General features: G+C 72.7%; 13 protein-coding genes and 1 pseudogene. 10 read left to right on the top strand and 4 right to left on the bottom strand.

What is annotated here, in order from left to right:
- The first annotated feature begins 109 nt into the window (after positions 1-109).
- The 7 genes from ACIQOU_RS26690 to pcaD are packed head-to-tail and all read left to right on the top strand — an operon-like array spanning position 110 to position 6564.
- Positions 110-865 (top strand): CoA transferase subunit A, encoded by a 756-nt coding sequence (locus ACIQOU_RS26690; RefSeq protein ID WP_401539870.1) that lies wholly within the window; start codon positions 110-112, stop codon positions 863-865.
- Positions 865-1512 (top strand): CoA transferase subunit B, encoded by a 648-nt coding sequence (locus tag ACIQOU_RS26685; protein ID WP_401539867.1) that lies wholly within the window; start codon positions 865-867, stop codon positions 1510-1512. Before ACIQOU_RS26690 ends, ACIQOU_RS26685 begins: the two co-directional genes overlap by 1 nt.
- Positions 1509-2711: a thiolase family protein gene (locus ACIQOU_RS26680; RefSeq protein WP_401539864.1), complete on the top strand. Its 1203-nt coding sequence runs from the start codon at positions 1509-1511 to the stop codon at positions 2709-2711. The genes ACIQOU_RS26685 and ACIQOU_RS26680 overlap by 4 nt, the downstream gene beginning before the upstream one ends.
- 15 nt (positions 2712-2726) lie before the next feature.
- Positions 2727-3500 carry a protocatechuate 3,4-dioxygenase subunit beta gene (gene pcaH / locus ACIQOU_RS26675; protein ID WP_401539861.1) on the top strand — a complete coding sequence of 258 codons (774 nt, stop codon included), beginning with the start codon at positions 2727-2729 and terminating at the stop codon, positions 3498-3500.
- A gap of 6 nt (positions 3501-3506) precedes the next feature.
- On the top strand, positions 3507-4112 hold the full coding sequence (gene pcaG, locus ACIQOU_RS26670) for a protocatechuate 3,4-dioxygenase subunit alpha (RefSeq protein ID WP_401539858.1): 606 nt from the start codon (positions 3507-3509) through the stop codon (positions 4110-4112).
- A complete protein-coding gene (gene pcaB, locus ACIQOU_RS26665) occupies positions 4109-5440 on the top strand; it encodes a 3-carboxy-cis,cis-muconate cycloisomerase (RefSeq protein ID WP_401539855.1) in 1332 nt (443 codons plus the stop codon). The genes pcaG and pcaB overlap by 4 nt, the downstream gene beginning before the upstream one ends.
- Positions 5437-6564: a 3-oxoadipate enol-lactonase gene (gene pcaD, locus ACIQOU_RS26660; RefSeq protein WP_401539852.1), complete on the top strand. Its 1128-nt coding sequence runs from the start codon at positions 5437-5439 to the stop codon at positions 6562-6564. Before pcaB ends, pcaD begins: the two co-directional genes overlap by 4 nt.
- Positions 6565-6576: 12 nt before the next feature.
- On the opposite strand, the pseudogene ACIQOU_RS26655 reads toward pcaD, so the two are convergent.
- Positions 6577-6831, bottom strand: a pseudogene (locus ACIQOU_RS26655) (hypothetical protein); the annotation flags it as partial.
- A gap of 345 nt (positions 6832-7176) precedes the next feature.
- On the opposite strand from ACIQOU_RS26655, the gene ACIQOU_RS26650 reads away from it, so the two are divergent.
- Positions 7177-8457, top strand: a complete 1281-nt coding sequence (locus ACIQOU_RS26650; protein ID WP_401539850.1) for an MFS transporter — start codon at positions 7177-7179, stop codon at positions 8455-8457.
- 330 nt (positions 8458-8787) lie between these two features.
- On the opposite strand, the gene ACIQOU_RS26645 is transcribed toward ACIQOU_RS26650, so the two are convergent.
- Entirely contained in the window at positions 8788-9366 is a 579-nt protein-coding gene (locus ACIQOU_RS26645) for a TetR/AcrR family transcriptional regulator (RefSeq protein ID WP_401539848.1), read from the bottom strand.
- Between the two features lie 88 nt (positions 9367-9454).
- Here ACIQOU_RS26645 and ACIQOU_RS26640 point away from each other — a divergent pair, with 88 nt between their 5' ends.
- A complete protein-coding gene (locus tag ACIQOU_RS26640; RefSeq protein ID WP_365622226.1) occupies positions 9455-10336 on the top strand; it encodes an SDR family oxidoreductase in 882 nt (293 codons plus the stop codon).
- 120 nt (positions 10337-10456) lie between these two features.
- Here ACIQOU_RS26640 and ACIQOU_RS26635 read toward each other — a convergent pair whose 3' ends face one another.
- Together ACIQOU_RS26635 and ACIQOU_RS26630 are read right to left on the bottom strand one after the other, a co-directional pair.
- Positions 10457-11290 (bottom strand): transposase family protein, encoded by an 834-nt coding sequence (locus ACIQOU_RS26635; protein ID WP_401539845.1) that lies wholly within the window; start codon positions 11288-11290, stop codon positions 10457-10459.
- Between the two features lie 66 nt (positions 11291-11356).
- The gene (locus tag ACIQOU_RS26630; RefSeq protein WP_401539843.1) at positions 11357-11809 is read right to left on the bottom strand and encodes a hypothetical protein; all 453 of its coding nucleotides are present in this window, start codon (positions 11807-11809) and stop codon (positions 11357-11359) included.
- A 235-nt stretch (positions 11810-12044) separates the two neighbouring features.
- On the opposite strand from ACIQOU_RS26630, the gene ACIQOU_RS26625 reads away from it, so the two are divergent.
- On the top strand, positions 12045-13205 hold the full coding sequence (locus ACIQOU_RS26625) for an anhydro-N-acetylmuramic acid kinase (RefSeq protein WP_401539841.1): 1161 nt from the start codon (positions 12045-12047) through the stop codon (positions 13203-13205).
- Positions 13206-13532: the final 327 nt, after the last annotated feature.

Here is a 13532-nt window from a genome sequence, read left to right as displayed (position 1 = left end):
GTCTTGACGGCGTCGCGGTCCGATGGGAGCGTGAAGGAAACGTCACCGAAATACTCAGTGCCCTGACTAATCGGGGTGTCGGGTGTGCGGACGAGAGGGGCCTTCCCGGATGGACAAGGTGGTGGCCACGGCCGACGCGGCGGTGGCCGACGTACCGGAGGGCGCGTCCCTGGCGGTGGGCGGGTTCGGCCTGAGCGGGGTGCCGAACGTCCTGATCGAGGCGCTGCACGCACGCGGCGTCGGCTCGCTGGCGGTCGTCTCGAACAACTGCGGGGCGATGGAGTCCGGGCTCGCCGTGCTGCTGGCGGCGGGGCGGATCGCCCGGGTCACGGGGTCGTACATCGGGGCCAACAAGGAGTTCGCGCGCCAGTACCTGGCCGGTGAGCTGGAGGTGGAGCTGATCCCGCAGGGCACGCTGGCCGAGCGGTTGCGGGCCGGGGGCGCGGGCATCCCGGCGTTCTACACCCCGGCGGGCGTCGGCACGCAGGTCGCCGAGGGCGGTCTGCCGCTGCGCTACGACGGGCGGGGCGGGGTCGCGCTGGCGTCGCCGCCGAAGGAGGTGCGGGAGTTCGACGGCACCGAGTACGTGCTGGAACGGGGTATCCGCACCGACTTCGCGCTGGTGCGGGCGGCGCGTGGCGACCGGCACGGCAACCTCGTCTTCAACAAGTCCACCCGCAACTTCAACCCGCTGGCCGCGATGGCCGGGCGGGTGACGATCGCCGAGGTGGAGGAGCTGGTGGAGCCCGGCGAGATCGACCCGGACGCGGTGCATGTGCCCGGCATCTTCGTGCGGCGGGTGGTGGCCCTCACCCCCGAGCAGGCCGCCGACAAACGGATCGAGCAGCGGACGGTGAGCAGCTGATGGCCTGGACACGCCAGGAGATGGCGGCCCGAGCGGCGCGTGAACTGCGGGACGGGCAGTACGTCAACCTCGGGATCGGGCTGCCGACGCTGATCCCGAACCACCTCCCGCCCGGCGTCGAGGTGATCCTCGAATCGGAGAACGGCATCCTGGGCACCGGCCCCTACCCCACCGACGACCAGGTCGACCCGGATCTCATCAACGCGGGCAAGGAGACCGTCACGGTGCTGCCGGGGGCGTCGTTCTTCGACTCGGCGCTGTCGTTCTCGATGATCAGGGGCGGCCACATCGATGTCGCCGTGCTGGGCGCGATGCAGGTGTCGGCGCGGGGTGACCTGGCGAACTGGGCCGTGCCGGGGAAGCTGGTGACCGGCATCGGCGGGGCGATGGACCTGGTGCACGGGGCCCGCACGGTCATCGTCGTGATGACGCACACCGCGAAGGACGGCGCGCCGAAGATCCTTGAGGAGTGCGCGCTGCCGCTGACCGGCAAGGCGTGCGTGGACCGGGTCATCACCGACCTGGGCGTCCTGGACGTCACCCCCGAGGGCCTGGTCCTCGTGGAGACCGCGCCGGGGGTCCCGGTCGCGGAGATCGTGGCGAAGACCGCCGCGAAGGTACGGATCGCCGAGGAGCTGTCAGCGTGAACACCGTCTATGTCGTCGACGCCGTCCGCACCCCGATCGGCCGGTACAACGGCGGTCTCGCGCGCGTCCGCCCGGACGACCTCGCCGCCCACGCCGTACGCGAACTCCTCGCCCGCACACCCGAGTTGGACCCGGCGCGGATCGACGACGTGTACGTCGGCAACGCCAACGGCGCGGGCGAGGAGAACCGCAACGTGGCCCGCATGGCCGGGCTCCTCGCGGGGCTGCCCACCTCGGTGCCCGGCGTCACCGTCAACCGGCTGTGCGCGTCCGGGCTCGAAGCGGTGATCCAGGCGGCCCGCGCCATCGCCGTCGGGGACGCGTCCATCGCCCTGGCCGGTGGCGTCGAGTCGATGACCCGGGCGCCCTATGTCCTGCCGAAGAACGACCGCCCGTTCCCGGCCGGGCACACCGAGCTGTACTCGACGACGCTGGGCTGGCGGATGGTCAATCCGCGGATGGACCCGCAGTGGACGATCCCGCTGGGCGAGTCCGCCGAACTCATCGCCGACCAGCACGGGATCACGCGTGAGCAGCAGGACGCGTTCGCCCTCGCCAGCCACCAGAAGGCCGCTGCGGCTCAGCAACAGGGCCTGTTCGACGGGGAGTTGGCGCCGGTCCCGATTCCGCAGCGCACGGGTGACCCGGTGGTCTTCGGCGCCGACGAGTCCGTTCGCCCGGATGCCTCCCTCGCGGCGATGGCGCGGCTCAAGCCGTCGTTCCGCCCGGACGGGGGCACGGTGACGGCGGGCAACGCCTCACCGCTGAACGACGGCGCCGCCGCCCTGCTCCTCACGGACGAGGAGGGGTTGCGCGCCACCGGCCGTGAGCCGCTGGCCCGGATCTCCGCGACCGGCGTCTCGGCGACCGACCCGCAGTACTTCGGGCTGGCCCCCGTGGAGGCCGTGAACCGGGCACTTGCCAAGGCGGGCAAGGGATTTGACGACCTGTCAGTTCTGGAGCTGAACGAGGCGTTCGCGGCCCAGGTGCTGGGCTGTGTCGCCGAGTGGCCCGACCTCGACCCGGCGATCCTCAACCCGCGCGGCGGTGCCATCGCCCTCGGCCATCCGCTCGGCGCCTCCGGTGCCCGGCTCGCCGGGAGCGTCGCCCACCAACTCGCCCACCAGGGCTCCGGCATCGGCGTCGCCACCCTCTGCATCGGCGTCGGCCAAGGCCTCGCCCTCGTCCTCGAACGCTGACCCCGGCAGGAACCCATGACACTCACCCAGCACGACATCGACCAGGAGATCGCGGCCGAGCACGCCGCCTACGGCAAGCGGGTCGCGGACGGCGCCCCCGTCGAGCACCACCCGCGCCGGGACTACGCGCCCTACCGGTCCTCGGTGCTGCGCCACCCGCACCAGCCGCCGGTCACCATCGACGTCCGGCAGGACCCGGAGCTGGTGGAGCTGCACTCCCCCGCGTTCGGCGAACGGGACATCACCGAGATCGACAACGACCTCACCCGGCAGCACCAGGGCGAGCCGATCGGCGAGCGCATCACCGTCTCGGGACGTCTCCTCGACCGTCAAGGGCGGCCGATCCGGGGCCAGTTGGTGGAGATCTGGCAGGCCAACTCGGCCGGCCGCTACGCCCACCAGCGCGAGCAGCACGACGCCCCGCTCGACCCGAACTTCACCGGCGTCGGCCGCACCCTCACCGACGCCGACGGCCACTACCGTTTCACGACCGTGCAACCGGGCCCCTATCCGTGGCGCAACCACGTGAACGCCTGGCGGCCCGCGCACATCCACTTCTCGATGTTCGGCACGGCCTTCACCCAGCGGCTCGTGACGCAGATGTACTTCCCGAACGACCCGCTGTTCGCCTACGACCCGATCCTCCAGTCGGTCACCGACGACGCGGCCCGGCAGCGGCTGGTGGCGACCTACGACCACAGCCTGTCGGTGCCCGAGTTCTCCCTCGGCTATCACTGGGACATCGTGCTGGACGGCCCGGACGCCACCTGGATCGAAGAAGGACGCTGATCGGCCATGACACACATCGACACCAGCCGCCCGGAGACGGTGCTGCCGACGCCGTCGCACACCGTGGGCCCGTTCTACGGGTACGCGCTGCCGTTCCCCGGCGGCGGGGACATCGCGCCCGTCGGCCACCCGGACACCCTCACCCTCCAGGGGTACGTGTACGACGGGGCGGGCGCGCCGCTGCCGGACGCGTTCGTGGAGCTGTGGGGCGCGGACCCGGACGGGAACGTGCCGGACGTCGACGGCTCGATCCGGCGCGACCCGGCGACCGGCGGCTATCTGGGGCGCAACGGCGTGGAGTTCACCGGCTGGGGCCGGGTGCAGACGGACGCCAACGGACACTGGTACGCGCGGACGCTGCGGCCGGGGGCGCGCGGGCGCAGCGCGCCGTACGTGAGCGCGTGCGTCTTCGCGCGGGGGCTGCTCGTGCATCTGTTCACGCGGATCTATCTGCCGGACGACGCGGCCGCGCTCGCCGCCGATCCGCTGCTGTCGCGGCTGCCGCAGGCGCGGCGCGACACGCTGATCGCGGCCGGAGGGCGTGACGGCACCTACCGTTTCGACATCCGCCTTCAGGGCGAAGGCGAAACGGTCTTCCTGGAGTTCCAGTGACAGCTGCCTCGTCCGACACCGGCCTGCTCGCCCCCGGGTGGGCCGGTTCGCCCACCGCCGACGCGACCGGTGACACCGCCTATCTTCAGGCGCTGCTCGACGCGGAGGCCGCTCTCACCCGGGCGCAGGCCGCGCTCGGGCTGGCTCCGGCCGGGGCCGCGACGGCGGTGACCGGGGCGGCCGACGCCGGGCGGTTCGACGTGGTCGCGCTCGGGCTGCGGGCGCGGGCCGGGGGCAATCCGGTGATCCCGCTGGTGGCGGAGGTGACGGCGGCGGTCGGCGCGGAGTACGGGTCGTATGTGCACCGGGGCGCGACCAGTCAGGACATCATGGACACGGCGACGATGCTGGTCGCCGCCCGCGCCCTGGACCTCGTCCTGGCCGACCTCGCCCGGACCGAGCGCGCCCTCGCCCGGCTGTCCTTCGCGCACCGGGCCACCGTGCTGCCGGGGCGGACGCTCACCCAGCACGCGGTGCCGACGACGTTCGGGCTGAAGGCGGCCGGATGGCGGTCGCTGGTCCTCGACGCGCGGGACCGGGTCGCCGGGGTCCGGGACGCGCTGCCCGCCCAACTCGGCGGCGCCGCAGGCACGTTGGCCGCGTTCGAGGCGTACGGCGCGGGCGACCCGCTGGCGCTCACGGCGGCCTTCGCCCGCGAGGTCGGGCTGCGGGAACCGGCGTTGCCGTGGCACACCCTGCGCACGCCGGTCGCCGACCTCGCGGGGTGTCTGGCCTTCACCGCCGGGGCGCTCGGGAAGATCGCGGCGGATGTGCTCACGCTGGCCCGCACCGAGATCGGGGAGGTCGCCGAGGGCAGCGGGGGCGGCTCGTCGGCGATGCCGCACAAGGCGAACCCGGTGCGGGCCACGCTCATCGCGGCCGGGGCCCGGCGGGCGCCGCAGCTCGCGGCGGTGCTGTACGGCGCGCTGGTCGCCGAGGACGAGCGGCCGGCCGGTGCCTGGCACGCCGAGTGGGAGCCGCTGCGGGATCTGCTGCGGCTGGTCGGCGGGGCCGCCCGGGACGCGGCCGAACTCACCGAAGGGCTACGGGTGAACGCCGAGGTCATGCGCCACCACCTGGACCTCACCCATGGGTTGATCGTCTCGGAACGGCTCTCCGCCGTGCTGGCCCCCGTCCTCGGGCGGGCCCGCGCCAAGGCCCTCCTCTCCGAACTGGCCGCCCGCGCCCACGCCGAGGGCCGCCCGCTCGCCGAACTCCTCGCCGAGGAGCCCGAGGTGCGCGACGTCGATCTCGCCGACGCCATCGATCCCGCCCGTTACACCGGCGCCGCCGGACCGCTCACCGACCGTGCCCTGGAGCGACGTTGACCGAGACACTCCTCAACCACCGTGTGGAGGGCCCGACTTCGGCGCCCCCGCTGCTGCTCGGGCCCTCGCTGGGCACCTCGTACGCCCTGTGGGACAAGGTGGCGCCCGAGCTGTCCGTCACCCACCGGGTGGTGCGCTGGGACCTGCCCGGGCACGGCGGTTCCCGCGCGGAGCTGATCGGCCCCGGCGCCACCGTCGCCGACCTGGCCGGACTGGTCCTCGCGCTCGCCGACGCGCTCGGCATCGAACGGTTCGGGTACGCCGGCGTCTCCCTCGGCGGCGCGGTGGGCCTGCATCTCGCCGTGCACCACCCCGCACGCGTCGACTCCCTCGCCGTGATCTGTTCCTCGGCCCACTTCAACGGCGCGACGGCGTGGCGGGAGCGGGCCGCACGGGTCCGGCGGGAGGGGCTCGGGTGGCTGGTGGAGAGCGCCGACGCCCGTTGGTTCGCCGGGGAGTTCAGCGATCCGCAGCTGGTGCGCGACCATGCCGAGGCCGACCCGGCCGGGTACGCCGCCTGCTGCGACGCGCTCGCCGCCTTCGACCTGCGGGACCGGCTCGCCGAGATCCAGACGCCGACGCTGCTGATCGCGGGCCGCGAGGACCCGGCGACCCCGCCGGCACATCTGCGGGAGATCGCGGACGCCGTCCCGGGTGCCGCGCTGACGGAGCTGGCGGGGGCCTCGCATCTGGCGCCCGCGCAGTGCCCGGAGGCCGTCGTCGCCGCGCTGCGCGGTCATCTCGGAGGGCCTGTGGGGCGGGGCATGGCGGTGCGGCGGGAGGTGCTCGGGGACGCGCACGTGGACCGGGCGCAGGCCCGGCAGACGCCGTTCACCGCGCGCTTCCAGGACTTCATCGCGCGCTACGCGTGGGGCGAGATCTGGACCGACCCGACGCTGTCCCGCCGCGAGCGCAGCATGATCACGCTGACGGCGCTGGTCGCGCACGGCCACGAGGCCGAGTTGGCGATGCATGTGCGGGCGGCGCGCGGCAACGGGCTGACGCCGGACGAGATCGGCGCCGTTCTGTTGCAGACGGCGGTGTACTGCGGGGTGCCGGCGGCGAACTCGGCGTTCGCGGTGGCGCAGCGGGTGCTGGCCGAGGAGGACGGCGCCCCGCGGTGACCGGGCGCCGGTTCAGCGCAGCCCGTGACCGTTCTCCAGCACCTCCCTGGCCCGCGTGACCAGGCCGTCGGCGCCACAGGAACGGGCCAGGGTCAGGCCCCGGTTGATCTCGACGATCGAGCGGGAGGCGATGCCGTACTCCAGGCGGGCCGCCGCGTGTTCGTACTGGCACGGGGAGGCTTCGAGGTAGGTGACGGCCTGCGCGGCCAGCCGTACCGCGCGCTGCCCGGTCTCCAGGGCGGCTTCGCAGCGCAGGGCCTCGCCGAGCAGCGCCGTCTTGCCGATGCCCGCCTCGCCGCGGATCAGCAGGACCCGGCCGGGTGTCGACCGGTCGGCGCACAGTGTCTCGATGGCCTGGACGACGGTGGCGACCTCCGCCTCGCGCTCCCACAGGGCGGCCGAGGCGCCCTCCGTGGGCCGTGCCTCCGTCATCCCGCTACCTCCCCAAGTCGCCCGTTCGACGTACAGACCTTGAGCGTAGCCGCCCGAATGCCGAAGTGGAGGCCGGTCGGGGTACCTGTTGCCGGGACGGGTGACGACGGTGTAGAGCGGTCGACGCCCCTGCCCGCGACCTGGCGGGCAGCGGCTGACCGACAGTCAGGAGGCGCTGGCATGACGGTGATTTTCGGACAACGCCGTTCCGCGGGGCGCTCCCCTGGGTCACGGGCGCTCGCGGCGGGTTCGGTGGGCAACTTCGTCGAGTGGTACGAGTTCGGCGTCTACGGCTATTTCGCGACGGTGATCGCGGAGCGTTTCTTCACGCCGGAGGGCGGCGGCGCGGCCGAGGCGCTGGTGCGGACGTACGCGTCGTTCGGGCTCGCGTTCTTCTTCCGGCCGGTCGGGGCGGCCCTGTTCGGGCGGCTCGGGGACCGGATCGGGCGGCGTCCGGTGCTGATCCTGGTGATCGTGCTGATGACGGCGGCGACGACGTTGATCGGCGCGTTGCCGACGTACGCGACGGCGGGGGCGCTGGCGCCGTGGCTGCTCACGTTCCTGCGGATCGTCCAAGGGCTGTCGGCGGGCGGGGAGTTCGGCGGGGCGGTGGCGGTGATGACGGAGTTCGCGCCGCCCGGCCGCCGGGGTCTGTACGGGTCGTGGCAGTCGTTCACGGTCGCTCTGGGCCTGTTGGGCGGCGCGGGGGTGGCCGCGCTCCTGGCCACCCTGCTCACCGAGCGCCAACTCGGGGACTGGGGCTGGCGGTTGCCGTTCCTGCTGACGTTGCCGCTGGGGCTGGCGGCGCTGTGGCTGCGGTTGCGGCTGGACGAGACGCCGGTCTTCCGCCGGGAGGCGGCGGGGGAACGTCCGTCGCGGCGCGCGGTGGCCGGGGCGATCGCCCTCGGTGCCGGGCGGGTGATGGGGTGGTCGGCGGCCGGGTACACGTTCCTGGTCGTGCTGCCGACGTTTCTCCAGAGCACCCTGGGCGCGAGTTTCCGGCAGGCGCTCGCCGCGACGGTGCTGGCCAACCTCGGGTTCGCGGCGACGATCGTCCCGGCGGGTGCCCTGAGCGACCGTTACGGGCGCCGCCCGGTCATGCTGACGGGAGCGCTCCTGGTCGTGACCCTCTCCCTTCCTCTCCTCAACGTCCTTCAGGACAGCGGCACTTCGACGGCGCTCAAGGGTGCGGCGCTGTGCGGCGCGGGCGCGGTGGTGGGCCTGATGGCGGGCCCGGGTCCGGCGATGCTGGCGGAACTCTTCCCCACCACCGTCCGCCACACCGGCCTCGGCCTCGCCTACGCCCTCTCCAACGCCGTCTTCTCCGGCTGCGCGGGCCTCATCATCACGGAAACGATCCACCGCACGGGCAACACGGACATCCCCGCGTACTACGCGGCGGCAGCTTGCGCGGTGAGCGCGTTGGCTCTGGCCAAGTCACCGGGGAGGAGGGGGAGTTGAGGGCGGAGGCGCGGCGACCGGGGCGGGGTATGAGCGGCCCCGGGGCGGCGGGTCGGGGGCGTGCACGGATGCACGGCGGAGGACGTCATGTGCCGGACGCGGGGAGGGTGAGGGTGCGCGCTGCCACGGAGCCTCCGCCAACTTGAAATCACAGGTCAGAGGGCTGGCGTGACCGGCTCTCGGGGTGCTCACGCTGGTCCTGGGTGACTGTCTGCGCAGTAGGTCATCTGTCAGCGATTGGCTTGGAGGTCTGCCAGGAAGAGCAGGGCGTCTCGGAGGCAGTCGACGGGCGCCACAGTGCCCGTGGCGCCGACAGCCGAGTGGCATGGATCAGCCCAGCGATGCAGTTGCCGCACGCAGGTCTTCCAGGGCTGCCAGTGCATGTGGCGCGAGCCCTTCCGTGTCATCACGATCGCTTTCAGACCACTGGGCGTATCCCCGCTTGAACGCGAGGACTCCCAGCTCGCCCGCGAGGTGCGCGGTCGGGTCGGGGACGCCACGGGCGATGAGCGCGGCTGTCATGGCGGCCGCGAGGCCGACGCTCTTGAGGGCGTCGCGCTCTTGTAGTTCGGTGCTGGCTGCCACGGCTGCTTCGAGGCGGGGGCCGAGTTCGCGGTTCGTCGGTCCCATGGCGCTCGATGCGCGCTCGAGACCGGCTGCTACCGCCTGGAGCGGGCTGGCGCTTGCAGGGGCCTCGGTAATGCCATCGGCGAGCAGCCTGCTGAGCGTCTCCTGGCCGGCGACCAGTAGCTCGCGCTTGTCGGAGAAGTGCCGGAAGAAGGTGCTCTTGGTGACGCCGGCGCGCTCGGCGATCTGCGCCACCGTGGTGGCGTCGTACCCCTGCTCGGTGAACAGGTCGACGGCCGCAACGACGAGTCGCTGGGTCGCCCCCGGTTGCCATCTAGCCATGCGACCAGGATAGGTGATGGGACATCTGTCCCGTCACCGTGTAGGGTCAGTGATGGGACAGGTGTCCCATCACTTTCAGGGAGAGCTCATGCATGTCTTCGTCACCGGCGGTACTGGCACCATCGGCTCCGCCGTCGTCGCCGAACTGCTCGGCAACGGCCACACCGTTCTCGCACTGGCTCGTTCGGACGGCTCCGCGCGGGCCCTTGAGCGCGCTGGTGCCAAGGTGCTGCGAGGAGACCTGGCGGACCTCGACGTCCTGCGGTCCGGTGCAGGGCAGTGCGACGGCGTGATCAGTCTGGCGTTCGGACGCGACTACAGCAGTCCGGACGCTCTCGCGCAGGCCATCGCCGAGGAGGGCGCAGCTCTCGCCACGCTGGGGCAGGAACTCATCGGAAGCGACCGCCCGATCGTCACGGTCTCCGGGACGCCCTGGGTGCCGGGACGCGCCTCCACCGAGGCCGATCCGCTGCCGACCGACGGACCGGTGGGTGGCCGGGGCCGTTCGGTCAATGCGCTGCTGGACCTTGCCTCGCGCGGTGTGCGCAGCATGGCTGTCCGGATGCCGCGCACGGTCCACAACGAGGGCCAGGGCGGATTCGCCGGCCTGTTGACTGATCAAGCGCGCCGCACCGGGGTGGCCGGCTACCCGGGCGACGGCACCCAGCGCTGGCCGGCCGTGCACGCGCTCGACGCAGCCGTCCTGTTCCGGCTGGCCCTTGAGTCCGCACCGGCGGGGACGGCCTGGCACGCCGTCGGCGACGAGGGCGACGCGGTGCGGGACATCGCCACGGTCATCGGCCGGCGACTGGGCCTGCCGGTCGAGGAGGTTCCGCAGGAGAACTTCGGCCCGTTCGGCCCGATCTTCGCCATGGACCAGCCGGCGTCCAGCGCCCACACCCGCGATGCCCTCGGGTGGCAGCCGACCCACTCCAGCCTCCTCGAGGACCTGGAAACCATTCAGCCCTGACGCAGACCGGTTCCAGGGGACCGGACGGGGTCGACTCAATGGGGCACTGGCAATGGGCCGGTACGCCCGGTACCGGAACACTCCAATTCGTCGTGGGCGACGGCGTGCTGAGCGGATCCCTCAGCGGTTGACTTTGAGGTTCGTCAGGACGAGCAGGGCGCGCAGGAGGCAGGTGGCGCGGGCCGGGTCGGTGCGGAGTTTGGTGAGGATCCGCCAATTCTTGAGGTGGGCAAAGCCGTGCTCGACCGGTGCGCGCCCGTTGGCGAGGCCGCGGTTGGCAGTCTTCTCGCCGGGGGTGAGCTTGTGGGCGCGGGTGGCGTGGAAGCCGGTGACAATCACGGGGTCGAGCACGTCGTTGTCCAGGCCGCGAAAGCCGAGGTCCGCCAGGGCCCCGAGGCCCGCGGCGCGCAGGTGGGCCAGGACGTGGTCGTGGCGGGCGGCGGTGTTGTCGTGGGTGCGGCCGGGCCGGGCGGCGGATATCCAGATCAGCCGGCCCCGCTCATCGGTCAGGGCGAGGAAGTGCAGGCCATGCCGGTGGTGTTTGCCAGAGTAGTTGCGCCGGTCGGCCTTCCCGGTGCGGCGCTGGGTGGCGATGAGGGTGCCGTCGATCAGGACCACCTCCCCGCCCTGCCTGGCGACCTTCTTCAGGGCGCGGTCCAGGCGCGGGGCCTGCGCGGCGAGGAGGGTTATCAGCTCGTCGCGCCAGCGGCGGACTGTCGACCCGGACACGTCGTTGCCGCCGGCCATGTCGGCCAGGCGCTGGTCGTGACGCAGCACGGCCAGGACGATCACCGCGATCTTCCCGGGCGGCAGGACCCGCCACCGGGACCGGATCACTTTCAGGTGACGCCGCAGGAGATCGGCGAGGTGGTTGACGGTCCGCGTGGACAGCGGCAGGCGACACTGGTAGGCAAGCGGGCAGGTGTCCTCGGCGTGCTTTTTGGTTTTCGTCACACAATTCCAACGGCCGCCGGGGACACCCCGGTTACGCCCGCCTCCTTCTCCAGGCGGCAGATCAGGTCACAGGCGGGTGGTGAACCGGCCGTCGGGCAGCTTGCGCAGCCAACTGCGATCGACGAGTCTGACCAGCTTCCCGCGCAGCGGCTCAAGCTTGGACCGCACACTGACGTCGATTCCCAGGGCGTCGCCGACCTGCCGGGCCATGACCGGCCCGGCAGCCTGCCGCACGGCGGCAAGGATGCGCTGATAGTCCGGCGGGAGCATGGTCTCCTCCGTGTCCGGCGTTCGGTGCGGGACCAGCATCACCGCACGTCCGCCCACCTGCCCAGGCGCCGGCGCGGCCGAGGCGCGTTCGTCGGCAAGCTGCTCGCTCACCCGCTCAAGAACCCGCTCCGCGACGGCGAGCTCGTCCCGCTCGGCCCGCACCTCCGCCAACTCCTTGGCGAGCAGTTCCTCACGTTCGTCCAGCTCCGCACGCCGCGCAGTGATCCGTTTCAGCGGCTCGGGAGCCATGCCTCGGATGGTAGAAGGTCGCTTGGCCTAAGCGAGCAGGAATCCGCGAACCGTCCGGCTCCGTCAAACGATCTACTCCGCAGACTGCCGCCGACGACCAGCACGAGCGCCCCGAGAACCGGTCACGCCAGCCCTTTGACCTGTGATTTCAAGTTGGCGGAGGCTCACTGCAACGGCAGGACCGACTCACCGGGTAACCGGCCGAACAGGCCCCGAGTGAAGGCAGGTTGAGGGTATGCGGGTGATCGGGTTGATGTCGGGGACGTCGTACGACGCCGTCGACGCTGCGGCGGCCGACCTGACGCTGGTCGACGACAGCCTCGTGCTGACGCCGCTCGGTGCGCTGAGTGTGCCGTACGACGACGAGGTGCGGGAGTTGCTCGCGGCGGTGCTGCCGCCGGGGTCGGTGACGCTGGCCGAGGTGTGCCGGCTCGACACCCTGATCGGGCAGGCGTTCGCGGCGGCGGCCGAACGAGCTGACCGTGAACTGTGTTCCGGGCGAGCGGAGTTGGTGGCCTCGCACGGGCAGACGGTGTTCCACTGGACGGAGGCCGACCGGGTGCGGGGCACGCTCCAGCTCGGGCAACCGGCGTGGATCGCGGAGGCGACGGGGCTCCCGGTGGTCGCCGATCTCCGCCCCCGGGACGTCGCGGCGGGCGGGCAGGGCGCCCCGTTGGTGAGCCTCGTCGACCTGCTGTGGCTGCACGGCCGACCCGGCATCCCGGTCGCCCTGAACATCGGCGGCATCGCCAATCTCACCGCCCCGGACGGCACCGCGTTCGACACCGGCCCCGGGTGCGCGCTGACCGACGCGGCGGTCCGGGACGTCAGCGGCGGGCGCCTCGCCTATGACCGCGACGGGGCGCTGGCCGCTCGGGGCGAGGTCCAACAGCCTTTGCTGGAACGGCTGTTGGCGGACCCGTACTACCGGGCACCGGCGCCGAAGACGACCGGCAAGGAGGTGTTCCACCTCGGGTATCTGCGGGCCGCGCTGGCCGGGTTCGGGGCGCTGCGGGCCGAGGATGTGCTGGCCACGCTGACCCGGCTGACGTCGGTGACGGTCGCGGACGCGGTGCGCGGCGTGCGGGCCACCGAGGTGATCGCCTCGGGCGGCGGCATCCGCAACCCGGTGCTCATGCGGATGCTGGCCCAGGCGCTGCCGGGGGTCGCGGTGCGGACCTCCGACGCGTTGGGGCTGCCGTCGGACGCGAAGGAGGCGTACGCGTTCGCCGTGCTCGGGTTCCTCACGGCGCACGGTCTGCCGGGCACCTCGCCCGTGAGTACGGGGGCGCGGCACGCGAGCGTGCTGGGTTCGATCACGCCGGGGCGGGGCGGTCTGCGGCTGCCGGGGGCGGTGACGCGGGGGCCGAAGAGGCTGGTGGTGGCCGGAAGTTGAGGGTCGACGCGCGCGGGGCGCGAGGAGAGTGACGGCGCCGCTGAGCCGTTCGCCGGGGGCGGGGGCCGTTGCGGCGGGCGGGCCGCGCGGGGGCTGGACGGAGCGGCGGCACGCTGGAAGCGGAGGCGAGGGGGAGGCGGTTCCTGGAGCGGCGGGGGTTTCGGATTCCGGGGCGGGCAGGGGGGTGCGAGCGGAGTGGCGGCGCCTTGGAGGCGAGGGGGAGATGACCATCGTTGCCCCGCCTGTGCCGCACGGGGCCGAGCGGGCTGACGGCGCATCGGAGCCGGACGCCGCCGCAACCACCGTTGACCCAGGGCTCAACTCGCC

The sequence above is a fragment of the Streptomyces sp. NPDC091279 genome (genome assembly GCF_044757465.1).
Lineage (GTDB): Bacteria > Actinomycetota > Actinomycetes > Streptomycetales > Streptomycetaceae > Streptomyces.
This window is presented reverse-complemented; position numbering and strand designations above follow the sequence as displayed.

Coding starts and splice junctions, on each gene's coding strand:
- ACIQOU_RS26690 (WP_401539870.1), top strand. CDS start 110: ATGGACAAGGTGGTGGCCACGGCCGACGCGGCGGTGGCCGACGTACCG.
- ACIQOU_RS26685 (WP_401539867.1), top strand. CDS start 865: ATGGCCTGGACACGCCAGGAGATGGCGGCCCGAGCGGCGCGTGAACTG.
- pcaH (WP_401539861.1), top strand. CDS start 2,727: ATGACACTCACCCAGCACGACATCGACCAGGAGATCGCGGCCGAGCAC.
- pcaG (WP_401539858.1), top strand. CDS start 3,507: ATGACACACATCGACACCAGCCGCCCGGAGACGGTGCTGCCGACGCCG.
- ACIQOU_RS26650 (WP_401539850.1), top strand. CDS start 7,177: ATGACGGTGATTTTCGGACAACGCCGTTCCGCGGGGCGCTCCCCTGGG.
- ACIQOU_RS26645 (WP_401539848.1), bottom strand. CDS start 9,366: ATGGCTAGATGGCAACCGGGGGCGACCCAGCGACTCGTCGTTGCGGCC.
- ACIQOU_RS26640 (WP_365622226.1), top strand. CDS start 9,455: ATGCATGTCTTCGTCACCGGCGGTACTGGCACCATCGGCTCCGCCGTC.
- ACIQOU_RS26630 (WP_401539843.1), bottom strand. CDS start 11,809: ATGGCTCCCGAGCCGCTGAAACGGATCACTGCGCGGCGTGCGGAGCTG.
- ACIQOU_RS26625 (WP_401539841.1), top strand. CDS start 12,045: ATGCGGGTGATCGGGTTGATGTCGGGGACGTCGTACGACGCCGTCGAC.